The following is a 24687-nucleotide window of genomic DNA, read 5'->3' as shown; positions in this document are numbered from 1 at the left end:
GGGGCTTTCCCCGGCCCGCATCCCGCGCTAGAGAGAGTGAAACATCCGGGGGGATGAAGGATTTGAAACGACTGGACCGATATCTTCTGTCCCAGCTCATGGCGCTCTTTGGCTTTTTTGCGCTGGTGCTGGTGTCGGTCTATTGGATCAACCGTGCGGTGCTGCTGTTTGACAAGCTGATTGCCGACGGACAGACCGCTTGGGTCGTGCTCGAATTCACGGCACTCACCCTGCCAAACGCGATCCGTCTTGTGCTGCCGGTCGCGGCTTTCGCCGCCACGCTTTACGCGATCAACCGGCTTTCAGGCGAATCTGAGCTTGTGGTGATGCAATCTGCGGGCGCCAGCCCGTGGCGGCTCGCCCGCCCGGTGGCGATGTTTGGGCTGATCGTGGCGCTGATGATGCTCGTTTTGGTGCATGTGCTCGTGCCCGCGTCGAAATCGCGCCTTGATGCGCGCCAAGCGCAGGTTTCGCAGGATCTGACGGCAAAATTCCTGACCGAGGGCAGCTTTGAAAGCCCCGCACCGGGGCTGACGCTGTATATTCGGCAAATCTCTGAGCTTGGCGAATTGCTGGATCTGTTCCTTTATGATGCCCGCTCGCCGGGGCTCGAAACGATCTATACGGCAGAAAAGGCGCTGATCGTGCCCGCCGAGGCGGGGCCGAAACTTGTCATGTTTGATGGCGTGGCACAGACGCTGCGCAAGCGCGATATGTCGCTTGCCCAGACCCGTTTTGCCAATTTCACCTATGATCTGGCCTCCGCGCTGGGGCCAAATCGCGGCTTCACGCCTAATCTGGATACGGTGCCCAGTTGGAACCTGATCGCGCCGACGCCCGCGCTTTTGTCCGTGACCGGATCGACGGAAGCTGAAGCCCGGCTGGAGCTTCACGACCGTTTGGCGCAGCCGTTGATGGCCCCTGTCGCCGCGCTTCTTGCTGCGGCGGCGATGTTCTTGGGTGGGTTTTCGCGCTTTGGGCTTTGGCCGCAAATCGCAGGCGCCTTGGTCGGCCTGATCGGGTTGCAGACGCTTGTCAATGTCGCCACGTCGGCGACCCGCGCCAATCCAGAGCTTTGGGCGCTCGTTTATGTGCCGCCGCTGATTGGGCTTGTGGCGGGATGTGCGCTTTTGTGGTGGGCCGGGCGCCCGCATCCGCACCGCTCTCGCCGCGCCCCCCAAGCGGAGAGCACGGCATGACGCTTTCGCTTTACATCGCGCAGCGCTTTTTGCGCGCACTTGGGATTGTTGCGGGCGCCTTTGCTGGCGTGCTGTTTTTGATCGAGATCGTCGAGAAAATCCGCTCGATCAGTGCCGAGCAAGGCGGGCTGGCCGATGCCGCCACGCTTGCCGCACTGAGCCTGCCGAAAACGCTCTATTCGATCTTTCCGCTGATCACTGTTCTGGCCGCGGTGGTGCTGTTCTTGGGGCTTGCGCGTTCGTCAGAGCTGGTTGTGATCCGCGCAGCGGGCCGTTCGGCGCTCCGCATGCTGATGGCCCCGGTGATGGTGGCGCTTTTGCTGGGCGTGGTTTTGGTGATGGTCGGCAATCCGATCGTTTCGGCAACAACGCAGCGCGCCGAAGAAATTGAAGGCCAGATGCGGGCCGAAGGAACGCAGACGATCTCTGTCAGCCGTGAAGGGATCTGGATGCGCCAAGGCACCGCCGATGGCGGGCAGGCGGTCATTCATGCGCTGCGCGGCAACACCGATGCCACCGCGCTTTATGATGTGACTTTCCTTGTTTTTGATGCGGAGCGCGGCCCGATCCGCCGGCTTGATGCGGCTTCGGCACAGCTTGGCCCCGGCGCTTGGGATTTGCGCGACGCGAAAGACTGGCCCTTGGGCACCTCCACCAACCCGGAGCGCGACGCGACGCATCACGACCAGCTTTTGCTGCCCTCGACCCTGACCGCGAAAAGCATTGCCGATAGTTTCGATGCCCCCTCGGCCGTGCCGATCTGGGAATTGCCTAGCTTCATTTCGGCCTTGGAAGAGGCGGGCTTTTCCGCAAGGCGCCATTTGGTCTGGTTGCAGGCAGAACTGTCGCAACCGCTGATGATGGCGGCGATGGTGCTTCTTGCGGCGGGGTTCACCATGCGCCATGCGCGCTTTGGTGGCACCGGCGGGCGCGTTTTGATGGCGCTTTTGGCGGGGCTTTCGGTTTTCTTCTTGCGCAATATGGCGCAGGTTCTGGGCGATAACGGGCAGATTCCCCCGGCCTTGGCCGGATGGGCTCCGCCCGCAATCGCCGCGATGCTGGCGCTGGCTTGGCTCTTGCAACAGGAGGAAGGATGATGGCCCGCGTGCCCTCTTGGACCCGGACCACCGCAGCGCTTGCGCTGATCGGGATGACCGCCTCTTTCGCGCCACTGCATGCGCAAGATTTGCCCGCCATTCCACCTGCAACGGCGCCGGTTTCCGATGCCGCCACGCTTCTGGCCGACCGCATTCGTCTTAATGCCTCGAACGAGATCATCGCAGAAGGCAATGTGGAGGTTTACTGGCACGAGCATCGCCTGTCCGCGACGCGCCTTGTCTATGACCAAGCCAAAGACCTTCTGACCATTGAAGGCCCCATTCGCATGGTCGAACCGGGCGCAACCGGATCGGTGATCGTGGCCGACCAAGCCGAACTGAGCCGGGATCTGCAAAACGGGGTGATGCTTGGCGCGCGTATGGTGCTGTCGCGCGAGTTACAACTCGCCGCCAATAGCCTAGAGCGCCAAGATGGCAACCGCACCATTTTGCGCCAAGTGGTGGCCTCCTCGTGCCGCATTTGCGCCAATGACCCCACACCGCTTTGGGAAATCCGCGCCCGCACGATCACTCATGAACAAGCGCAGCAAAAGCTGATCTTTGACCAAGCGCAGTTCCGCGCCATGGGCGTGCCGCTTTTGTGGCTGCCAAAACTGCGCATGCCCGACCCGACGGTGGAGCGGATGAGCGGCTTCTTGCAGCCCGAATTCCGCACCACCTCGCTACTCGGACCCGGGTTGAAGGTGCCCTATTTCATCACCCTTGGCCCCTCGGCGGACCTGACCGTTACGCCCTATTTTGCAAGCGGCCACACCAGCACGCTGGGGCTGCGCTACCGCCGCGCGCTCGATTGGGGGGCCTACCAGATCGAAGGCGCCGTGAGCCGAGATTCGATCCGCCCCGGCGAAACGCGCGGCTATTTGTTTGCCGATGGCCAATTTGCGCTGCGCAATGATTTCAAGCTGAGCTTCCAACTGCGCACGGTGTCGGACCAATCCTATCTGCTCAATTACGACGTATCCGATGATGACCGGCTTTGGTCTGGCCTGACGCTGCAACGCGTGCGCGCCGATGAGGTGGTCTGGGCGCGCGTCGGCAACACCTACAGTCTGCGCGACGGCGAGAGCAACACGACCGAGCCGATGCTGTCAGGCGATGCAAGCTGGACCAAAGTGTTTCACCCGAACACGATTGGTGGCGAGTTGACCTTTACCACAGGGCTGCACGCGCATCTGCGCGGTTCAAGCGAGGAGCTTGATCTCGACGGCGATGGCATGGCCGATGGCCGCGATATGCTGCGGCTTTCGGCTGTGGCGGACTGGCGGCGCAATTGGCTGTTGGGCGGGGGGCTTATCGGTGCGGTTGAAGGGCAACTGGCCTTTGACAGTGTCGCCGTGCAAGAAGATGACCAGTTCAGCGGCAATCATCTGCGCAGCCTGCCCTCCATCGGTGTGGAATTGCGCTGGCCGTGGGTTGCCAGTTCCGGCCGCGCCGCACAGGTCATCGAGCCGGTGGTGCAGCTGATCTGGGCGGGCAAAAACGTCAAAGACCTGCCCAATGAAGACAGCTGGCTCACCGAATATGACGAGGGTAATTTGTTCTCGCTCTCGCGCTACCCCGGCGCCGATCTGCGCGAGCAAGGCGCGCGCGCAAACCTTGGCCTGAGCTGGACCCGGCACGATGCCTCGGGCTGGTCTTTGGGGCTTACCGCGGGGCGGATTTATCGGCTGGATGATCTCGGCCAATTCCCTGCGGGTTCCGGCCTTTCGGGCAAGCGCTCGGACTGGTTGCTTGCCACGCATCTGAGCACGGCAGGCGGCTTGCTGCTTTCGAACCGCGCGCTTTTTGACGAAGATTTCGACTTCGCACGCGATGAATTGCGCATGGCATACTTTGGGGACAGCACACAATTCGCGGCGGGCTATCTGTGGATGGAAGCCACGCCCGCCAATGTCAAAACCTCGGAATTGCTGCTGGAATCCGGGTGGGATTGGACCCCCGGCTGGCGCTCCACCTTCTCGACGCGCTACGATCTGACGGTGGACCGCGCCGCGCGCGCCGCATTCGGGCTGCAATATGCCAACGAATGCGTCACCGTCGATCTTTCTCTCTCGCGTCGGTTCACTTCCTCCACTAGTGTGGAGCCCGAAACCGACTTCGGCCTTTCGGTGCAGCTTGCGGGCTTTGGCGCGCAAAGCAGAACCGATGGGCCGACACGGGTCTGCAGACGCTAAATGCGCCGCGGCCACCACGCATGACGAATGGAAGACGGAACGGATGAAACGGCATTTCTCCTTGCTTCTCGCACCCCTGCTGGCCCTCTCGCTGGTGACGGGCGCGGCCCCGATGGCACAGGCGCAATCTTCGCAATTCGCCCCAGTGATCCGCGTCAACAACCTTGGCATCACCGGCTATGAAATCGCGCAACGCACGCGCTTCATGGAGCTGTTGGGCGCCAAAGGCGATATCCGCAAACAAGCCGAAGATGCGCTGATTGAAGACCGTCTGCGGATGTGGAAAGCCCGCGCCGATGGCATCTCGCTGGCACCGGGTGCGGTGCAACAGGGCATGAGCGAATTTGCCGCCCGCGCAAACCTCACGGCGGAAGAATTCGTCAAGGCGTTGGGCGAAGCCGGGGTGGATGCCCAAACCTATCGCGATTTTGTGGCCGCCGGGATGATTTGGCGCGAAGTGGTGAAAGCGCATTTCGCGGGCCGCATTCAAGCGACCGATGCCGATGTCGCGCGCGCGCTGGCGCTTGAGACGCCAAAAGCGGAAATGACGCAAGTGCTGCTCTCGGAAGTGATCGTCCGCGTGGGTGGTGGCGGTGAAGCCGAAGCCATGGCAAAAGCCCGCCGCGCCTCGGCCGCTCGCACGGAAGCAGAATTTGCTGAGGTGGCGCGGGAGATTTCTTCGTCGACCAGCTCGCGAAAAGGTGGTCAGCTTGACTGGATGCCGATCGAGGGGCTGCCCGCCGAAGTGCGCGGGGCGGTGATGAACCTGCGTCCGGGCCGCACCACAGCGCCGCTGTCGATGCCGAATGCTGTCGCGGTGTTCTTCATGCGCGGGATTGATGAAGGTGGTGATGTTGCGCCGGGCGAGCAAGCCGTGGGCTATGCGACGCTGCTTTTGGGCGCCACCGGGGCGGAAGAAACTGCAAGCCTCGCCGCCAAAGTCGCGGCGGATGCCAATACCTGCGATGATCTCTATTCCGTCGCGCGCGACCTGCCCGCAGAACGTTTGGAACGTGTTGAAGGCGCGCGTCGCGGCGAATTGCCCGCCGATGTTGCTGCGGCCGTGTCCCGGCTTGATGCCGGGGAAACCAAGGTGCTGCGCCGTGGCCCGAATGACGTGCTGGTGATGCTGTGCGACCGTGGCCGTGCCATCAACACCGCTTTGGGCGAAACCGGACCGTCGACCGATGCCGTTCGCAACCAGATCGTGAACCAACGCGTCGCCGTGATGGCGGATGCGCTGCTTGACGAGTTGAAAGCCGAAGCCGTGATCGTGCGGCCATGAGCAGATCAACCGCCGAAGCCCCGGTGATCTTGAGTTGTGGCGACCCGGCAGGCGTTGGCCCCGAACTCGCCGTGAAAGCCTGGGAAGCGCTTGGTGCCGCCCTGCCCTTTGTCTGGATTGGCGATCCCGCGCATTTGCCCCGTGGCACAAAAATGCGCGAAATCGACCATCCTGCAGAGGCGATGACCCAAGCGGGCAACGGGCTTTGCGTGCTGCCTCATGCCTTCCCCAGCGCGGCGCTGCCGGGCGAGCCAAACTTGGAAAATGCGCAAGCCGTGATTGATGTGATCGCGCGAGGGGTGGCCTTGGTGATGCGTGGCGAAGGGCTGGCGCTGACCACCGCGCCGATCAACAAACGCGTGCTCAAAGACGGGGCCGGGTTTAGCTTCCCCGGCCATACCGAATATCTTGCGCATCTCGCTGGCGGCGCGAAAGTGGTGATGATGCTCGCCTCTGAGCGCGTCACCCCGCCCTGCCGCGTGGTGCCCGCCACCATTCATATTGCGTTGCGCGATGTGCCCACGGCCTTTACCCCCGATCTTCTGCGCGAGACGGTGCGGATCACCTCTGAGGGGTTGCGCCGCGATTTTGGTTTGGAAAATCCGCGCCTTGCCGTGGCAGGCCTCAACCCCCATGCGGGCGAAGGCGGCGCGATGGGCCGCGAGGAAATGGAGTGGATCGGCGCCGTGGTCGAAAGCCTGCGCAAAGAAGGCTATGCCGTCACCGGCCCGCTGCCGCCCGATACGATGTTCCACCCCGCCGCACGGGCGCGCTATGACGGGGCGATCTGCGCCTATCACGACCAAGCACTGATCCCGATCAAGACGCTTGATTTTGATGGCGGTGTGAATGTGACCTTGGGGCTGCCGTTCGTGCGCACCTCGCCCGATCATGGCACGGCCTATGATATTGCGGGCACCGGCAAGGCCAGCCCCGCCAGCTTGATTTCAGCGCTGAAGATGGCGCAAAAAATGGGCTTGGCGCGGCGCGGCTAAGGCCCGCGCGACGGAAAGCAGAAGAAAAGGAACCGGCTGATGGCGGCGATTGACGGGCTACCGCCCCTGCGCGAGGTGATTGCCACGCATGAGTTGGTGGCGAAGAAATCGCTCGGCCAGAACTTTCTGTTGGACCTCAACCTCACCGCGAAAATCGCGCGCTGTGCGGGCGATCTGTCGGGCTGCGATGTGCTGGAGGTTGGCCCCGGCCCCGGCGGGCTGACGCGGGGCCTTTTGGCCGAGGGCGCGCGCAAGGTGCTGGCAGTGGAAAAAGACAGCCGCTGCCTGCCTGCGCTGGCCGAGATTGCCGCGCATTACCCCGATCGGCTCGAGGTGCTGCAAGGCGATGCCTTGGCGGTGGATGTGACGGCCCATCTGCGCACGCCTTACAAAATTGCTGCGAACCTTCCCTATAATGTGGGGACCGAGCTTTTGGTGCGCTGGCTCACGCCGCCCACATGGCCCCCCGCATGGGACAGCCTGACGCTGATGTTCCAAAAAGAAGTCGCGCAGCGCATCACCGCCAAGGTGGGCGACAATCATTATGGGCGGCTGGCGATTTTGGCGCAGTGGCGCACCGATGCAAAAATCGTCATGCATCTGCCACCGGAGGCGTTTCAACCCGCGCCCAAGGTCCATTCGGCCGTGGTGCATCTCAAAGCGCTGCCCGCGCCCCGGTTTGAGGCCGATGCCAAGGTGCTGGAGCGCGTGGTCGCTGCGGGCTTCAACCAACGCCGCAAGATGCTTCGTGCCTCGCTCAAAGGCGTGCACCCACGTATTGAGGCAATGCTAGAAGAGGCAGGCATCGCCCCCACCGAACGCGCCGAACGGGTGAGCCTTGAAAAATTCTGCACCCTCGCTCGGCTTTTGGCGCGCGGCTGATGCTGGTGCTGCATTACGCCCCCGACAATGCCAGCCTGATCGTGCGCCTTGCACTCGAGGAGGCAAGGCTGGGCTACACCACCGCGCTTGTCGACCGATCCACCCATGCGCAGCAAAGTGCCGCTTTCCGCGCGCTCAACCCGGCCGGGCGGATCCCGGTGCTCGTCACCCCCGAGGGGCCGCTGGCCGAGACCGGGGCGATCTTGCTGTGGCTCAGCGAACAGGCGCCGCAGCTTGCGCCTGCGGTGCCGCGCGGGCTGTTCCTGCAATGGCTGTTTTTCCTGTCGAACACCGCCCATCCGGAAATGCGGGCGCTGTTCTACCCCCATCTTTACGCCGACGAGGCGGGCCGGGAGACCCATCTTGCCCATACCCGCACGCGCTTTACCGCCGCGCTGCGGCTGATCGAGGCCGCCTGCGCCGAGCGGCCGGCGCTTTTTGCCGCGCCCTCGGTGCTGGGCGCCTATGTGGTCGCGTTTCTGCGCTGGTCGGTGCTTTACGCGCGTCCCGAGGGCTGGTTTGCGCTCGCCGATTACCCCGCCGTCGCGGCGATGGCGCGGGACTGGGAGGGGCGCAACTCGGTGGCGGCGCTGTGCCGGGCCGAGGGCATGGCCCCCGCCCCCTTCACCGCGCCCGCGCCGCCCGACCCGCCCGAGGGCGTGGCGCTTTGAACTGAAAACCGCGCCCAAATCGGGCGCGGCGCGGTTATTACTGAAAAGCTTGGCTTATTCTGCCGCAGGTGCCTCTGGCGGGGCGTCGGGCGCGGTTTTCTTCGCGCGCGGCGCACGCGGCTTGGGCGCGGCGCCTTCGGCCTTCGGTTTGCGCGGTGCACGCGGACGCGACGTCTTGGCCGGTTTGGCCTCAGTCGTCTCATTCTCGCTTGCCTCGGCGCTTTCAGCCGGCGCTTCGGGCGCGGCAGGAGCCTCAGCATGCGCTTCCACCGGGGCGGCCTCAGGGGCCACACGACGGTTGCGCGGTGCGGAGCGCGGCGCTTCCGGCGCCGCCGATTGGCGCGCCTCGGGCGTTTCCACAAGACCCGAGCCTTCTTCGGTCACGCTTTCCGGCGCGGCAAAGAAATCGGGCATCATCACCGGAGCGCCGTCATAGCGCGGCTGCTCGCCCGTGCCTTGCGCAGCGACTTGATCGCGCTCGCCACGGTCACGGTTGCCCTGTTGGCCGCCTTGACCACCCTCGTTTTGGTTGCGCGGGTTGCCGTTCTGGCCATTGTTTTGGCCGTTATTCTGGCCGCCGTTTTGACCGTTGTTGTTTTGGAAGTTGCGCTGACGCTCTTCCTGTTCACGGGCCAATTCGCGCTGCGCTTCGCCCAGCATGCGCGTGTAATGCTCGGCATGCTGCAAGAAGTTTTGCTCGGCCACGCGGTCGTTGCCCAACTGCGCGTCACGGGCCAGCGCCAGATATTTCTCAATGATCTGCTGCGGCGTGCCGCGCACCTTGCCTTCGGGGCCGGAGCTGTCGAAGACACGGTTGATGACATTGCCGATGCTGCGCTGACGGTTCGACTTGTTGCGCGAACGGGACTTGGAGGATCTCATGAGCCTGCGTCTGTTGGGCCCTTTAGGGCGGTGGTCTGGGCCGGGAACCTTGGAACGGGAGCCCGCCATCGGAGCAAGCCGCAGCCTGCGCTGCATTGACCGGATCCGAGGTGTAAGCTGAAGTCGTGCGGTGCGCGAAAGCGCCCCGGGCACAGCGCTGAGTAAACACTTCACGACAAAGCGTGCAAGACGGAAATTGCGTAAAACGGTTAAAAGGCGGCTGATTTATACTTTTAGGCGAGTTCCGGCCGACCCTAAACGCGTTTTGATCGGCGCGGAACTGCGCATTTTAGGGGCGGTGCGCCAAAACGACGCGGTCCCGATAGCCCAGATCGGGGCGCACTTCGCGCACCTCAAAGCCCTGCGCGGTCAGCATCGCACTGACCGCCGCCGCTTGCGTTGGGCCAATTTCGAGCGCCAGCCGCCCGCCAGGGTTGAGCCGGGCAAAGGCCCCAAAGGCAATGGCACGATAAGCCCCCAGCCCGTCACCGCCGGGCGTGAGCGCTTGATGCGGCTCCCAATCGCGCACTTCGGGCGCAAGATGGGTCATTTCCTCTTCGGTGATATAGGGAGGGTTCGAAACGATCAGATCAAACCGCCCCTCGACCCCATGAAACCAATCGCCATGCACGAAGGCGGCGCGATCCGTCAGGCTTAGCCGGGCGGCATTTTCTTTGGCCACGGTCAAAGCCGCTTCCGAAATATCGGTGCCCACGCCTTTGGCCTCGGGGCGATCCGCAAGCAGGCTTAGCAAAACACAGCCGGTGCCAGTGCCAAGGTCAAGCACGCGCGCAAAGGGCTCTTCCAGCGCGACTTCCACCAAAAGCTCGGTTTCGGGGCGCGGATCGAGCGTGTCGCGAGTGACGCGAAACTCATGCTTCCAAAAAGCGCGATGCCCGGTGATTTGCGCCACCGGTTGGCGCGCTTCGCGCATCGCAAGATATTTCAGATATTCTTTGTGGGTCTCTTCTGGCAGCTCTTGATGGACAGAGAGATAAAGCCGCTCGGCGGGCACGGCCATCGCATGCGCGAGAAGGCGGCGCGCATCGGTGGAGGCGCCTTCGATCCCTGCGCCTTCCAGCTGGCGCGTCCCCAGCATAAGCGCGATCTGTACCATCATCCGTCCATCTCCGCGAGTTTTTCTGCTTGGTCATGCGCCACAAGCGCGTCGATCACCTCGCCCAAATCGCCCGCCATTATCTGCGGCAGTGCGTAGAGGGTAAGGTTGATGCGGTGGTCCGTCATCCGCCCTTGCGGGAAGTTGTAGGTGCGGATGCGTTCAGAGCGGTCCCCCGAGCCCACTTGCGCGCGGCGGCTATCGGCGCGTTCCGTGGCAAGGCGTTCGCGTTCCATCTCGTAAAGCCGCGCGCGCAGCACCGCCATGGCGATGGCGCGGTTTTGGTGTTGGCTTTTCTCGGATGAGGTCACCACGATGCCGCTTGGCAAATGCGTGATGCGCACCGCGGAGTCCGTTGTGTTGACGTGCTGCCCCCCCGCACCAGAGGATCGCATCGTATCAATGCGGATGTCGGTGGCGGGGATATCAATATCGACCTCTTCCGCCTCCGGCAGCACCGCGACCGTCGCCGCCGAGGTGTGAATGCGCCCGCCCGCTTCTGTTTCCGGCACACGCTGCACGCGGTGCACACCGGATTCGTATTTCAGCCGGGCAAAAACGCCCTCGCCTTCAATCCGGGCCATGCCTTCTTTGAGGCCGCCCAGTTCGGTGGGCGTGAACTCCAGCCGCTCAAACCGCCAGCCCATTTTTTCGCTATGGCGTTCATACATGCGCCAAAGGTCATGGGCGAAAAGCGCGGCTTCCTCGCCGCCCGTGCCGGGGCGGATTTCCAAAATCGCGGGCCGGGCATCGGCGGCATCTTTGGGCAGCAGCGCAATGCGCAGCGCCTGTTCCATTTCCGGGATGCGGGCCTTGAGGCGCGGCAGTTCTTCCTCGGCCAAATCGCGCATCTCAGGATCGGCGAGCCAGCCTTCGGCCTCGACCAGATCATCAAGCGCGGTGCGATAGGCCGAAATCTCCTCTACTACCGGGCGCAAATCGGAATATTCACGCGACAGCGCCGCGATCTCGCCGGGGGCAAGCGCGGAATTGAGTTTTGCCTCAAGAAATTCAAAGCGCGCCGTGATCTGCGCAAGTTTATCGAGCGGAACCATGCCTTCATCTGACCGAGTGAAGCGCCCCGGTCAAGGGCGGGGCGGAACACGGCTTTGGGAAATGGACGAATTGGCGAGCACTCACCGCGCTCATGACCGCAACTGCATCATCGCCAACCGGATCGGGCGATTGTCGCCGCGCGCAAGCACCCATTCTCCCAAGCGGCGCGCAAGATCCTCATGGCCGCGTTTCAGCGCACGTTGGAACAATTCCCGCTGATAGCGCGGGAAATCGTGGCGCGCGCGCAAACGCCGATAGAAATCGGCCTTGGTCAACGTCCCATCCAAGGCGCCCAAAATGATCGGGCTTAAAATCCCCATCTGGTTGAGGGTCGAGCCCAAGCGGTGCCCCATCAAGGGGGCGCGCAGTTTCATGACATTCGGGGCCTCGAAACGCGCCGCATGAGCCGCATCAAGCGGCTCATAGGGATCATAGAAAATAACCACCCGCCGCGCCGCCTGCGAAACGATCGCCGCATCGCCGTATTTGCCCGAGAAATCTGCGTCCCAAACGACTTTGTAACGGGTTTCAAACGGGACGACCGAGCGGTCCACAGTTGATTGCGGCGAGATTGCCACCACATCCGCCCCCGGACAGGCGGCGGAAAAAGCGGCTGCCGCATAGCCCCCCATCGAGGCGCCATAAAAGACAACATGGTCAAATTGCGCGAAGAACCCCTCCGCCGCGAGCCGATCGAACTCCTCGCTCACCCACGGGTCGCGATACCACGTCCAGCCGCCCGCCATCACGCCCAGCATCGACCAGCCTTGCTTTTCGATGAACTCAAACCCCCAAGGGCGGCGGGTTTCACGCCGGACCATCGCAATATCAAGGTTGTCGAACGTGACCACCAACGTGCGCCCGCGCGGGATATAGAGAAAGCTATGCGCGCCATTTGCCGTGAAAAAACCGTCGCTTCCGGCAAGGTCTTGCGCAATCTCGGCCCACATGGAATCCGACGTGGGAGGGGGCGGCTCTGGGGTATAGCGCACCCGCATCACCGCTTTGCCAGCGCGCTCCCCCAGTTCGGCCAAAATTTCGGTTTCGCCGCTTTCCCTCAGAAACGGGAAGCTGCCGGAGCCTTTGCGAATATCAATCAACATCCGGCTTTCGGCATGCAGGGCACGCTCCAACACCGGGGCAAGATGCTTGACCTTGTGGCAATCGCCCCAGCCCTTCAGGTTCAAGAGCAAATCTACCGGGCGCAGATCACGCGCCCGATGCACCACACGGACCCGATCCGCTGGAATTTCAGCCGCCTCAAGCGCCGCCAAATATTCGGCCACCCAGGCCGAAGGCTGCGCGGGCCAATCGCCGTTTTCGGCCATGTCGATCAAGGTGATGTCACAATCCCAAAGCGCCTGCGCGGCGATCACCTCGGCCTGCGCACCGCCGCCCAAATCCGCAAGGCTTTCGACACGAGAAAGCCCAGCCTCATTCGCAATCTCTGAAGCGCGCATGTTAGTCTTCCGTGCTAGCGGCAGGACGGCGCAACGGCGCGGCAGCCATGTCGATGCCATGCTTCTTGATCAATTGCCCGATCAGCGAGCGGGGCCGCGCCACACCGTCAAACTTTTCGTTCAACCGCGAACGCATCCGCCGTCCGTAAAAGTGGATCGAATAGGTATCGGGCTTGATATGGGTTTTCCAATCATACCCCGGGCGCAGCATCAAAGCGCGGTCCGAATATTCAAACGGATAAAGCGTCCAGATCGGCATCGCATGACGCACCTCCCCGGTTTCTTTCAGGAAATGCGTGATCGCGTGCGGCCCCCAAACGCCCCACGGCATATCGCCAGCATGAACGGGGGTTCCGGCGGCTTTCTTCTCTTCCAACTCGCGCTCATAGCGTTCGCCATACCAGCTTGGGATCGCATATTCGTCAGTGGTGAACTCCAAAAGCCGATGCAAAGTCTCGCTGTCTTGCGGCAAACCCAGCACACCGCCATTGATCCCCTCGGCACTTTCCCAAGCGTAAAAATGCCCGGTCTCGGTTTCAAAGGGTTTCACGCAATAAGCGTCGGTATCGGCCCAGATCGTGCGATCATTTTTTGCCAGCAGGTGATAGCGGAACAAGTCCGAATGGAGCGCAGGGCTATTGGTGCGCCCATGCCGCAAGAAATTGTCTTGCGAAAGCACCTCATTGGCATCCGCCATTTCGATCCCGTCGGGGGCATTGTCGATCGGCTCGTAGGAATAGAGCTTCACGTGATGGCCCGCGTCGATGAAAGACTTCAGGCACAACTGCTCAAGATAGCTGAGTGACCCACCAATCCACAGAGCCGCGATCTGATACTCATGTGCCATGCGCGCCCTCACCCCATCTGTTTTCGCAAATCCCTCTAATTGCTGCATCTATTCACAAAGCGGAAAGCCCCGCAAATGCCTTTTCATCGCCCGCGCACATTTGCCTCGTGGCGGGGCTATGCTAGGAAGAACAAAACAAGGGGGCAGGAATGGCACAGCCAAAAGGGCAAATCTTGGCGCAGGAGATGGCGGGCGATGCATCCGTAGCGCCGCGCTTGCTGGAGGCTGTGGCTTGGCCGGAAACGCATGAGGGGCGGCCGGTGCGTGCGCTGCGGCTCTTTTTTGCGAACCCTTCGCGGGCGGGCCATGTGCCCACACAACCTGCAGGCTGCATCACCGTTTTGGAGCGGCGCGAGGTTTCGGGCGGGTTGATGGTGGTGGCCCGCGCCGAGGCAGACGGCCCGCTGCAGGTTGCGATTTGTGCCGAGCCCGAGGGCCCGGTCGAAATCGTGCCCGTTCACCCGGCGGCCCCCAGCCAAGACCTGTTTGCCGGGCTCAACTGCCTTTTGGCGCAACGGCTCGAAGAAAGCGCCGAGACGGTGGTGGATTGGCTGTCGTGGCATCATGATTACCACGGCGCGCAGGCGGCACTGGTGATTGATCGCTCGCCCCCAGATACGGCCGCACTCCGCGGGGAGGCTTTCGCCAAAGCAATCCGCAAAGGGTTGGCGGCGCGCGAGCTTGACATGGTGGTGGTGGTGCAAACCGCCCCCCTGCCCCTTGGCAAACCCGCCACCGGCCCCGAAAGCCATCCGTTTCTGGCGCCCGATGCGCCGGGGAAGGACCGAATGGACCTGCCCGCCCATGACCCTTGGCGCGCGCCTTTGGGGCAAGGTCTGGTTTATGAGGCGGCCAAATGGCGTTACCTTGCACGCGCCCGCGCAGTGCTGACGCTTGATGTGACCGACCTTTTGGCGCCGCGCCCGAATGGCAAGCCCTCGGCCTTTGATGCCTGCACCACGGCGCGCTCTGGCGTGGTGCTTTTGGTCGGGCGGCGCATCTATCCGTGGCGCGTGCGCACCGGCCATCCTGAGAAATTCTCCGACCATATCTGCCGCCAGTTCGATGCGCGGCGCGGCATTGCGCGTTGGGGCGTGGCGCCGGAAAAGGCGGGGCTGGAGGCCACATGGCGCGCGGTGCGGGTGTCTTATGCCAAGCCCGACCCGAACACGATCTACCCGTTTTGGCGCGCCATGGGTCTACGCGTGCCGGGACGTGCGGCCTCTGAACTGGCGCCCAAAACCTCGCTGATTGAAGACCCGCAGCTTTTGGACTTGGCGACACAAGTCTGGGGCGCAAAGCCCATTCGCCCGCCGATCTCCGCCCCCAAAGCCGCGCCCAAAGCCGCGGTGGATGCGGGGCGCACTTGCATCGTGACCACGATGAAAAACGAGGGCCCGTTTATCCTCGAATGGATCGCCTATCACCGCGCCATCGGTGTGGATGATTTTCTGATCTACACCAATGATTGCAGCGACGGCACCGATACGATGCTCGACATGCTCGAGCGCAAGGGCATTTGCCAACACCGCGAAAACCCGTTCCGTACGATGGATCTCAAGCCGCAACATGCCGCGCTGCAAGCAGCGGAAAGCGAACCGCTCATTCAAAACGCGGGCTGGTCGATTTGCATGGATGTGGATGAGTTCATCGACATCAAAATCGGCGATGGCACTTTGCGCGCGCTTTATGAGGCGATGGGCGAAGCGAATATGATCTCGCTCACGTGGCGGCTGTTTGGAAATGGCGATGTGCATGAATATGAAGACAAATTCCTGCTCGAGCAATTCACCCGTTGCGCACCCGAAATTGTCCGCAAGCCGCATCAGGCTTGGGGGTTCAAAACGCTTTTCCGCAATATCGACATTTATAAAAAACTCGGCGTGCACCGCCCCAAGGGGCTGATCCCGGATCTGTGGGACCAAGTGAAATGGCTCAACGGGTCGGGCAAGCCGATGCCGAAAGAGATGTTCCGCAATGGCTGGCGCTCGACGCTGGAAACCTATGGCTATGATTGGGTGCAACTCAACCACTATGCCGTGCGCTCTGCCGAAAGCTTTTTGGTCAAGCGCGACCGGGGCCGGGTGAACCATGTCGATCGCGACCAAGGGCTGAACTACTGGTTTCGGATGAACCATAATACGGTCGAGGACCACTCGATCCAGCGGATGCTCCCGAAGCTGCAAGCGGAATGGGATCGGCTGATGGCAGACCCAGAGATCAAGGCCGCGCATGACTATTCAGTTGCCGCGCACCGGGCCAAAATCACCGAATTGCGCGCGACAGAGAACTATGAGCGGTTCTATGGTGAGCTGTGCTCTGAGCGGTTCGAAAAGCTCTCGCGGCTGCTGCATCATTTTGGCTCGGCGGTCTTCAATGCGGGGCCGGGTGTCGTGCCCGAAGACCTGCATCTGCGCGATCTGCCGCCCAATTTCTTTTTCACCGTTGAACACAGCGGGGAGGCAGAACATTGACCCCCAAGCCGCCAATGCGGGCGCTGGCCATTTTGACGGTGAAGAACGAGGCAGCCTTTTTGCTTGAATGGCTGGCCCATCACCGCGCTGTGGGGTTTACGGATTTTCTGGTCTTTTCCAATGATTGCACCGATGGCACCGATGCAATGTTGGAGCGGTTGCAGGCGCTGGGCCTGATCACCCATGTGCCCAACCCCGGCCCTTGGGCCGAGGGGCCGCAATGGGCCGCGCTCAAGGCGGCCGATAAGCACTCGTTAAAAGCGCAGGCCGATTGGGTGCTGTTTTGTGACATTGACGAATTCGTCAATATCCATGTGGGCGATGGCACTCTTTCGGCACTTCTGAATGCCCTGCCCGAGGCCACGGCGGTTGCACTGACTTGGCGGATGTTTGGCAATTGCGGCGTCGTGGATTACGCGGACCGTTTGGTGACCGAACAATTCCCCCGCGCCGCGCCTGCGGGCATGATTTGGCCGTGGCGTGCGGGGCTGATGAAAACGCTGTTTCGCAATGATGGCACCTATCGCAAGCTGGGCGTGCATCGCCCACGCGCGCCGAATGAGAGCAAACTCGCCCATGCGCGCTGGTTTGATGGCGCGGGCCGCGAATTGCCCGAGCTTTACCGCAAATCGCGCCTTTTCACGCCCTTGGGCGAAAACCCCTATGGGCTCGTGCAACTCAACCATTACGCCTTGGGCGCGATGCAATCTTACGTGCTTAAATGCGACCGGGGCCGGGCCAATCGCGAGGCCTCAACCTTCGATATAAGCTATTGGGTGGAGCGCAATTTCTGCACCGAGGAAGACCGCTCCATCGCCCGCTATGCCCCCGCTGTGGCCGAGGGGTTGGCCGAACTGCGCACCGACGCCGAATTGGACCGCTTGCACCGCGCGGGCGTGGCATGGCGGCAGGCGCGGTTTATGGAATTGATGGCCGAAGAACCCTATCGCGCGCTTTTCGGGCGGCTGATGCTCACCCCGCCTTCACGCCCCCTGCCCCCCCCTTTGGCGGCGCGCATGCGGGCCTTAGGGCTGGCGGCGGCACAGGCGCAAAGCGACTCTGCGCCGAAAAGCTGACGCTGCGGAAGCGCCAATTCGGAAACAATGGCTCCGCTTTGGCGCGACCGATGCTAAAACACTGACAATGCGCTGCATTTCCTTGTAAAACCCGCATTTCCGCCGCCAACACGTAGTGCTAGATTAACCTTATGAGGCCAAGGCTCGCTTTCAGCAGCAGGAGGCCCAATTGGACGGCGCACAAACGGAACATAAACCCATGCGGGATCTCGATGACAGCGGCTGGCTGGACCGGATCGAAGATCTGGGCGAGCTTGAAGGATATTTTGAGCCGCTCGGGCAATCGCATGCGGCGCTGTTTGCGGATCGCGGCCCGGTCCTGCTTGTGAGTTTTGAAACCCGTGCCACGATCCGTGCGCGCACCGATGATCAATTGCCGCTGGGCTTTGCCTTGGCCGAGGCCGCGGATCATTCGAGCCTCACGCTGATTGCCACCGAAGAAAGCTGGTTTCGCGACCCGGCGGTCTACGCTTATTTCGACCGCTTGGTGGATGAAGCCTTCTTTGAAGATTTCGACCGCGTGGTGTTTTACGGCGCGGGCAGCTGTGGCTATGCCGCCGCCGCCTATTCGGTCGCGGCTCCGGGTGCAACAGTGGTGACGCTGGCCCCGCAAGCCACGCTTGATGCCCGTCTGGCGGGCTGGGATGACCGTTTCAGCCGCAAGCGTCGGCTCGATTTCGTGTCGCGCTATGGCTATGCACCCGACATGCTGGATGGCGCCGGGCAAGGCTATGTGATCTTTGATCCGCGCCAATCGCTTGATGCGATGCATGCAGCGCTGATGGCGCGCCCGCAGATCACGCTTTTGCCCTGCCGGGGGCTTGGCGCGCGGGTCGAAACCGCGCTTTATGAAATGGACGTGCTGGAACCGCTCATAACGCATGCCTGTGCGGGCAGCCTTGATGAGGCGACGTTCTGGCGGCTTTACCGCGCGCGTCGCAATGCGCTGCGCTACTTGCGTGGGCTGACCAATACGCTGGCGCAAATGCACCGCACCTTTCTTGAGGCGCTGGCCTGCCGCAATGTGGTGGCGCGTCTGGGCGGGCCGCGGTTCCGCAACCGGCTCACCGTTTTGGAAGCGGAGTTGGAAGCGCAAGGCCAACCGCTGCCAAAAGCCCTGCACGAGCGCGTCTGAGCCTATTCGAGGCCCCAGAACGCCCAAATCCCCCGAAAACATTGACAGGGCGCCGCACTGTGGCACCCTGAACCTATCTGAATTGCCTGCCAATCCGTTTCGCGCCCGCAGACCATGGAGGACCCCATGCGTTACCGTGCCAAACTTCGCAGCCTGCTGATTGTGGCAAGCCTTGCGCTCTGCGCCCCGGCGCTGGCCCAAACAGACCCAACACCTCCGACCAGCGCCCCGGTGGTGGCGTCAGAGACCGCCGCACCAGAAACACCCGCACCTGCGGCAAGCCCGGTTCCGGCAGCCGAGCTTGATACCGCTGCGCTGGCCGCAGAACTTGCCCGTGTCCTTGCCTTGGTGATTTTGATCGAGAGCGCGATGGCGGCGCTGTTCCGCTGGCGCGCCTATCGCATCTTGTTCAATGGCCGCGCGCTCAAAACGCCGATCATGTTTGCCGTGGGTTGGTTGGTCGTCACGCGCTTTGATTACGATATCGTCGCGCGGATGCTGGAAATTGCCTATCCCGGCTCAGAAACGCTCCGCTCCAGCAGTCTTTCGCAAATACTTTCGGCGATGGTCATTGCGGGCGGCTCCAGCGGAATTGCGGATATTTTCCACCGCATGGGGCTACGCACCCCGATTGCCGAGGAAACCCGCGCCAAGGTGAAAAGCGAAACCGAGGCTTGGCTCGCCATCTTGATCGACCGCAAAGAGGCCGTGGGCGATATTCAGGTGGGGCTGCGAAAGCTCACCACCATGCAACAAGTTCCGATTGCGGGCACCGTAGGCGAGCGCAGCTTTGGCGAGCGGTTCCGCAATGCCTTCGGCCTGATCAGGCTGCGGTTCCCACGCGAGGAAGGCCAAATTGTCAGCGCGAATATCGATTACGAAATTACGCTGCATTACGCGACAACGCTCGGCGGGCCACTGAGCGAAACCAAATCCATGAAAGCGGCTTTTGCGCCCGGTGCACTGGTGGATCTGCGGCTCACCGCCTGAAACGCAACAGGCCGCAACGCGAGGCTGCGGCCTGAGCGCGCCCCGATATAAGGGGCAAAATTCACATGGCTTAGCCCTCGGCTTCTGCCGGAACCTCGGTCGCCGTTTCTTCGACCTTATCGGCCAAAGCCTCGGCCCGCGCGGCAATTTCGGCCAAAGTATCGGTCACAGTTGCCGGGATCACCGGTACTTCAACGCGCTGCGGGTTCGCTTTCGCCGCCGCTAGGGCCGCCTCAAGCTCCGCCACCCGCTCGCGCAATTGGCGCATTGTATCTTCGGTGCCTGCGGCCTTATCGGCGAGCATCAGCCCCGCCATAAGCAGCATCCGCGCCTCGGGGATGCGCCCCAATTGGCCTGCCAGAACAGAAGCCTCCGCATCCAGCATCGCGGCAGCGGCTTGTAGAAAATGCTCCTCGCCCTCTTGGCAAGACACGTCAAAATCCCGACCGCCGATGGTTACACGCAAATCAGCCATGTTCGGCACCCTCCGGCTGTTTGGTTCCTGCAGGCGCCTTGGCATGGGCGGCGACAATCGGTTCCAGCCCGGCCAAAATCTCGGCGAGTTCCGCCATCTCCCACGCCCGCGCCGCGCGCAACGCCTCAAGCTCGGCCTGCATCGCGCGGTTGACGGTTTGGGCATTCACTTGCCCGCCCGCATTCACCATCGCACGGTTCACATCGGTCAGTTCCGCATTGGCGCGTTTGAGCCGGTTCGCCTCGGCCTGCACGGCCTCAAGCGCTTTGGTGGCTTGCGCCAAGCGGCGCTCCAGCGCAGCCAAGGTGGTTTCTTGCTTTTCCCGGATCGCCCGGACCCGCTCGGTCAATTGAATATTGGCGGCGCGTTCCGCCTCAAGCGCGGCCTTTTCGGCGGCCAGCGCCGTGCGCTCCACCGCCAATTCCGCCTCCAAAGCCTCGATCCGGGTGGTGTCTTCGATCACCACGGGTTCTGGCGGCGGGGGTGGTTCTTGCACCACCGGCGGCGCAGCCAAAGCGGCAGCGCGCTGATCCGACAGCACTTCTACCCCGCGGCCGATCCGCTCGAGCGCATAGGAAATGCGGCGCTCATATTCTGCCAGTTCGGTCATTCTCTGCCTCGCCTCTTACCCTTGTCGTCTTGGACGCACCGCTTTTTCAGCCTGCGGTTTGCCCGACGGCACAGTTTGCAACCGCGGCGAATCGCGATTGCCCCTGTTTCATCCATCAGTTTATCCGCTGCGACAATCTTCTCCCACCCTTTTACCTCAAGCACTTGGGGCCCGCGCTTGATCTTGCCCCGATCCCTGCTATCACGGAGGCCAACCATCCCGTTCCAGCAAAAGGACGCCCCTCATGGATATCGCCGCGCTGCGCGACGCCAACCCCGAGCACTGGAAGCTTGCCACAGCCATCCGCACCCTTGCCATTGATGCGGTGCAAGCGGCGAATTCGGGCCACCCCGGCATGCCGATGGGCATGGCCGACGTGGCCACGGTGCTCTATCGCAACCACCTGAAATTTGACGCCAAAGCCCCGAACTGGGCGGACCGTGACCGGTTCGTGCTGTCGGCGGGCCACGGCTCGATGCTGCTTTACGCGCTGCTTTACCTCACTGGCTATGAGCAAGCCACGCTGGAAGAAGTGAAGAACTTCCGCCAATGGGGCGCGCGCATGGCGGGCCACCCGGAATATGGCCACCTTGAAGGTGTGGAAACCACCACCGGCCCGCTCGGCCAAGGGATTTCCACCGCTGTTGGCATGGCGATTGCCGAAAAATCCATGAAAGCGCGCTTTGGCAAAAGCGTCGTCGATCACAAAATCTGGGTGATCGCGGGCGATGGTTGTTTGATGGAGGGCATCAGCCAAGAGGCGATCGGTCTGGCGGGCAAGCAAGAGCTCGACAACCTGATCGTGCTTTGGGACAACAACAACATCACCATTGATGGCCGCGTCACCGTGTCGGACAAAACCGATCAGCGCGCGCGCTTTGCGGCTTCGGGCTGGGAAGTGCTGAGCTGTGACGGCCATGACCCGGCCGATATCGACCGCGCTTTGACTGAAGCGAAAAAAGCCAAAGGCCCGGTTCTGGTCGATTGCAAAACCATCATCGGGTTTGGCTCGCCCAACAAAGCCGACAGCTATTCTGTCCACGGCGCGCCGCTTGGCGCCGATGAAATCGCCGCGACCCGCGAAGTTTACGGCTGGAACTATGGCCCGTTTGAAATCCCTGCCGATGTGAAAGCGGACTGGGAAGCGATTGGCGCCAAAGGCGCTGCCGAGCACGCCGAATGGGCCGCCCGGCTCGATGCGCTTTCGGCGAGCAAAAAAGCCGAGTTTGAGCGGCAAATGTCGCGCGGCGTGCCGAAAAAGCTCGCCTCCGCGATCCGCGCTTTCAAGAAAGCCAATTCGGAAGCCGCGCCGAAAGTCGCAACCCGTAAAGCCAGCGAAATGGTGCTCGGTGCGATCAACCCGGTGGTGCCCGAAACCATTGGCGGCTCGGCCGACCTCACCGGCTCGAACCTGACCAAAACCAGCGATATTTCGGACTTCATGCCCGATAACCGCAAGGGCCGTTACATGCGCTACGGCATTCGCGAACATGCGATGGCGGCGGCGATGAACGGCATGTATCTGCATGGCGGCGTGCGCCCCTATGGCGGCACCTTCTTCTGCTTCACCGACTATGCGCGCGGTGCGATGCGGCTTTCGTCGCTGATGGGGGTGCCTGCGGTTTACGTCATGACCCACGACTCCATTGGCTTGGGCGAAGACGGCCCGACCCACCAGCCGGTCGAGCATCTTGCGATTTGCCGCGCGACGCCCAACACTTGGACCTTCCGCCCGGCGGATGTGATCGAAACCGCGGAAGCTTGGGAATTGGCGCTGTCGTCGGAAAGCACGCCGTCGGTTCTGGCGCTCAGCCGTCAAAACCTGCCCACCCTGCGCACCACGCACAGCCAGAAAAACCTTTCGGCCCAAGGCGCTTATGTGATCGCCGAGGCTGAGGGCAAACGCCAAGCCATCATCATGGCGACGGGGTCTGAGGTGGAGATCGCACTCAAAGCCCGCGACATCTTGCAAGGCGAAGCGATTGGCACCCGTGTTGTTTCGATGCCCTGCATGGAACTGTTTGCGGCCCAACCCGAAGCGTATCGCCGCAAAATCCTGCCGCCCGGTGCGGTGCGTGTCGCCGTGGAAGCGGCGATCCGTCAACCGTGGGATCGTTGGCTTTTGGGCGAGCGCGGCACCGAGAAGAAAGCCGCCTTTGTCGGCATGGAAGGCTTTGGCGCCTCCGCCCCGGCCGATCGTCTTTACAGCGAATTTGGCATCACCGCGGAAGCCGTCGCCGAAAAGGTGAAAGCGCTGCTGTGAGCGACAGGGACGACCTGATGAAGACTGATACCGGGGGGCCGAACGCGGCCCCCCATTCTATTGCACCCGCCGATCTGGCGGGGGCCGACATGCCTGCCCCACCTCTGCCAGAACCTGAAAAATCGTTGATTGGCAAAGGGATCGGGCTTCTTCTTATCGCGCTTTTGTTCTTCACTTTGATGGATGTAGCAGCGAAGAAGCTCGGCCAAAGCTATGCGCCCGCGATGGTGATCTGGGCGCGGTTCGCAGTGAACCTCGCACTGGTTTCACTGATCTTTCGCGGGTCATTTCTCAAACATGCGCGCTCGCGCCAGCCGGGGCTACAGCTTTTGCGCGGCGCGTTTCAAATGGCGACGGTGGCGCTGTTCTTCCTCGCCATCCGCTCGATTGGGCTGGCCGAGGCCGCAGCCCTTACCGACCTGAACCCCGTGCTGATCACCCTTGGGGCGGCGCTGTTCTTGGGCGAGAAAATCGGGCCGCGCCGAGTGGCAGGGATTTTTGTCTCCTTCCTTGGCGCGCTGATTATCTTGCGCCCCGGCGCGGGGGTGATGGACCCGGCCGCGCTTTTTGCGCTCGCCGCGGCTTTCACCTATGCGGGCGGCGCGCTGATGACCCGCGTGGTGCGCCATGACAGCACCGCCACGTCGGTCATCTGGTCCGCGGGCGTGGGCACGGCGCTGTCATCGCTCGCCCTGCCCTTTTTCTGGCAAGAGGTGGCCCCCGTTGATCTGCCGCTTTTCATTGCGGTGGGCGCGCTTGGGGCGGCGGGGCAAGCCGCACTGATCGTCGCCTTTCGCCATGCCCCTGCGGGGGTTTTGGCGCCTTACGGTTACCTTGGGCTCGTGCTGTCGTCGCTTTGGGGCTGGATCTTTTTCGCGCAATTGCCCGACCTCTACACCGTCGCAGGGGCTGCGGTGATTGTGCTCGCGGGCATTTGGGTTTGGAATGCGGAGCGCCGCGCAGCGCTTAACGCAGCCGCGCGGTAGACAAGATCGGCCCCGGCAACGGCGCGGCTTTGCCCGGCAGCGCCGTTTGCACGATCACCACCGCAGGCTCGGTCCCCTCGATCTGCGCATTAAGCCGCAACGGCGCGCGGCCATCCCATTCGGCGACCGCATGCCATGCCGTCACCACATTGGCGAAATCAAGCACTTTGCCCGCGTTTTCGCCGCGCAGAATTTCCACCTGTGCTTGCGGCACATAGCGCACGATCTGCACCACGCTCGGGCGGTCGAGCGCGCGGCCAACGGGCGCAAGATCAATCACATATTGGCCGGGGGCTTCCCCTTCTGCCACCGCCAGCGCGACGCGCGGCGGCTCGGCAGCCTCAGCGGAGATCATCCGCTCCAACGTACCAGCGGCGGGCGCGGTCAGTGATTGCTCGCCCCCCACGATCACTTGCGGCGTATAGAGCGTGCGCTCGCCCGCAGCGCGCACATACCCCTTTTGCCGCGCGGTAAAGGCGGGCTGGGCAAAGGGATCTTCCCAACCCAGATAATCCCAGTAATCGACATGCAGAGAGAGCGCGACCACATCGGGCCGGTTCGCCACTTGCGCCAAAAGCTGATCCGCCGGCGGGCAAGCCGAACAGCCTTGCGAGGTGAAAAGCTCCACCACCACCGGCGCGGGCTTGAGCTTGGCCGAAGGCGCGATCAACGTATTGACCACGGCAGGCTGCGCCCCTTGCGGACCAATCGCGCGATCCAGCGCACGGTTCAGACTCTCGATTAAAGACGATCCGGGCATCGCCCCGGGGGCCGGACGCGCACCAAGACCTTGCGGGCTGCCCGCAGCGCCCTCTTGCGCCTGCACCGGCGCGGCAGCCATAAGGCCAAGAAGGATCGCTCCTCCGATCGTGGCGCCAAGTTTCGCCCGTGCCATGTTGCCTCGTTTCGTTTCGTCCGTTTGTCCTAAAAGCAACGCGCCGCAAAAGCCAATCAAGGTTTTGCGATGTGCGCTGCAAATGTCGCACCCCAGC

21 protein-coding genes are annotated in these 24687 nt (G+C 62.5%); 13 read left to right on the top strand and 8 right to left on the bottom strand.

The window, feature by feature from the left end; all coding sequences use genetic code 11:
- Positions 1-62 precede the first annotated feature (62 nt).
- From lptF to BW967_RS08620, 7 genes are read left to right on the top strand one after another with little or no spacing between them, the layout of a single operon-like run.
- On the top strand, positions 63-1199 hold the full coding sequence (gene lptF, locus BW967_RS08650; RefSeq protein WP_076484803.1) for an LPS export ABC transporter permease LptF: 1137 nt from the start codon (positions 63-65) through the stop codon (positions 1197-1199).
- Positions 1196-2296: an LPS export ABC transporter permease LptG gene (gene lptG, locus BW967_RS08645; protein WP_076484656.1), complete on the top strand. Its 1101-nt coding sequence runs from the start codon at positions 1196-1198 to the stop codon at positions 2294-2296. The genes lptF and lptG overlap by 4 nt, the downstream gene beginning before the upstream one ends.
- Positions 2293-4491, top strand: coding sequence for an LPS-assembly protein LptD (locus tag BW967_RS08640; protein ID WP_245826494.1), 2199 nt, complete (start codon positions 2293-2295; stop codon positions 4489-4491). The genes lptG and BW967_RS08640 overlap by 4 nt, the downstream gene beginning before the upstream one ends.
- Positions 4492-4534: 43 nt before the next feature.
- Positions 4535-5776, top strand: coding sequence for a peptidylprolyl isomerase (locus BW967_RS08635; RefSeq protein WP_076484655.1), 1242 nt, complete (start codon positions 4535-4537; stop codon positions 5774-5776).
- On the top strand, positions 5773-6771 hold the full coding sequence (gene pdxA, locus BW967_RS08630) for a 4-hydroxythreonine-4-phosphate dehydrogenase PdxA (protein WP_076484654.1): 999 nt from the start codon (positions 5773-5775) through the stop codon (positions 6769-6771). Before BW967_RS08635 ends, pdxA begins: the two co-directional genes overlap by 4 nt.
- Positions 6772-6810: 39 nt before the next feature.
- Positions 6811-7653 (top strand): 16S rRNA (adenine(1518)-N(6)/adenine(1519)-N(6))-dimethyltransferase RsmA, encoded by an 843-nt coding sequence (gene rsmA / locus BW967_RS08625; RefSeq protein ID WP_076484653.1) that lies wholly within the window; start codon positions 6811-6813, stop codon positions 7651-7653.
- Positions 7653-8324: a glutathione S-transferase family protein gene (locus BW967_RS08620; protein WP_076484652.1), complete on the top strand. Its 672-nt coding sequence runs from the start codon at positions 7653-7655 to the stop codon at positions 8322-8324. Before rsmA ends, BW967_RS08620 begins: the two co-directional genes overlap by 1 nt.
- Positions 8325-8378: 54 nt before the next feature.
- On the opposite strand, the gene BW967_RS08615 is transcribed toward BW967_RS08620, so the two are convergent.
- The 5 genes from BW967_RS08615 to BW967_RS08595 form a co-directional block, all read right to left on the bottom strand.
- Positions 8379-9206, bottom strand: a complete 828-nt coding sequence (locus tag BW967_RS08615; RefSeq protein ID WP_076484651.1) for a DUF4167 domain-containing protein — start codon at positions 9204-9206, stop codon at positions 8379-8381.
- 289 nt (positions 9207-9495) lie between these two features.
- The gene (gene prmC, locus BW967_RS08610; protein WP_076484650.1) at positions 9496-10326 is read right to left on the bottom strand and encodes a peptide chain release factor N(5)-glutamine methyltransferase; all 831 of its coding nucleotides are present in this window, start codon (positions 10324-10326) and stop codon (positions 9496-9498) included.
- Positions 10323-11378 (bottom strand): peptide chain release factor 1, encoded by a 1056-nt coding sequence (gene prfA, locus BW967_RS08605; protein ID WP_076484649.1) that lies wholly within the window; start codon positions 11376-11378, stop codon positions 10323-10325. Before prfA ends, prmC begins: the two co-directional genes overlap by 4 nt.
- Before the next feature lie 90 nt (positions 11379-11468).
- On the bottom strand, positions 11469-12839 hold the full coding sequence (locus tag BW967_RS08600) for a hypothetical protein (RefSeq protein ID WP_076484648.1): 1371 nt from the start codon (positions 12837-12839) through the stop codon (positions 11469-11471).
- Position 12840: 1 nt separating this feature from the next.
- Positions 12841-13686 carry a glycosyltransferase family 32 protein gene (locus BW967_RS08595; protein ID WP_076484647.1) on the bottom strand — a complete coding sequence of 282 codons (846 nt, stop codon included), beginning with the start codon at positions 13684-13686 and terminating at the stop codon, positions 12841-12843.
- A 149-nt stretch (positions 13687-13835) separates the two neighbouring features.
- On the opposite strand from BW967_RS08595, the gene BW967_RS08590 reads away from it, so the two are divergent.
- From BW967_RS08590 to BW967_RS08575, 4 genes are all read left to right on the top strand, one after another.
- Positions 13836-16160 (top strand): glycosyltransferase family 2 protein, encoded by a 2325-nt coding sequence (locus BW967_RS08590; RefSeq protein WP_083952058.1) that lies wholly within the window; start codon positions 13836-13838, stop codon positions 16158-16160.
- Between the two features lie 14 nt (positions 16161-16174).
- Positions 16175-17236, top strand: a complete 1062-nt coding sequence (locus BW967_RS08585) for a glycosyltransferase family 2 protein (protein WP_076484646.1) — start codon at positions 16175-16177, stop codon at positions 17234-17236.
- Between the two features lie 199 nt (positions 17237-17435).
- A complete protein-coding gene (locus BW967_RS08580; RefSeq protein ID WP_076484800.1) occupies positions 17436-18371 on the top strand; it encodes a hypothetical protein in 936 nt (311 codons plus the stop codon).
- A 126-nt stretch (positions 18372-18497) separates the two neighbouring features.
- Entirely contained in the window at positions 18498-19361 is an 864-nt protein-coding gene (locus BW967_RS08575) for a hypothetical protein (protein ID WP_076484645.1), read from the top strand.
- A gap of 70 nt (positions 19362-19431) precedes the next feature.
- Here the strand turns inward: BW967_RS08575 and BW967_RS08570 are convergent, their stop codons facing one another.
- On the bottom strand, positions 19432-19836 hold the full coding sequence (locus BW967_RS08570) for a cell division protein ZapA (protein ID WP_076484644.1): 405 nt from the start codon (positions 19834-19836) through the stop codon (positions 19432-19434).
- On the bottom strand, positions 19829-20446 hold the full coding sequence (locus BW967_RS08565) for a hypothetical protein (RefSeq protein WP_076484643.1): 618 nt from the start codon (positions 20444-20446) through the stop codon (positions 19829-19831). Before BW967_RS08565 ends, BW967_RS08570 begins: the two co-directional genes overlap by 8 nt.
- 244 nt (positions 20447-20690) lie before the next feature.
- Here BW967_RS08565 and tkt point away from each other — a divergent pair, with 244 nt between their 5' ends.
- Both tkt and BW967_RS08550 read left to right on the top strand, forming a co-directional pair.
- The gene (gene tkt / locus BW967_RS08555; RefSeq protein ID WP_076484641.1) at positions 20691-22709 is read left to right on the top strand and encodes a transketolase; all 2019 of its coding nucleotides are present in this window, start codon (positions 20691-20693) and stop codon (positions 22707-22709) included.
- A 17-nt stretch (positions 22710-22726) separates the two neighbouring features.
- Complete coding sequence (locus BW967_RS08550; RefSeq protein WP_245826487.1) at positions 22727-23695, top strand: DMT family transporter; 969 nt, start codon at positions 22727-22729, stop codon at positions 23693-23695.
- Here BW967_RS08550 and BW967_RS08545 read toward each other — a convergent pair.
- Positions 23676-24590 (bottom strand): DUF1223 domain-containing protein, encoded by a 915-nt coding sequence (locus tag BW967_RS08545; protein WP_245826486.1) that lies wholly within the window; start codon positions 24588-24590, stop codon positions 23676-23678. The genes BW967_RS08550 and BW967_RS08545 overlap by 20 nt on opposite strands.
- Between the last annotated feature and the right edge of the window lie 97 nt (positions 24591-24687).

It is taken from the genome of Rhodobacter aestuarii, assembly GCF_900156655.1.
GTDB lineage: Bacteria > Pseudomonadota > Alphaproteobacteria > Rhodobacterales > Rhodobacteraceae > Rhodobacter > Rhodobacter aestuarii.
This window is presented reverse-complemented; position numbering and strand designations above follow the sequence as displayed.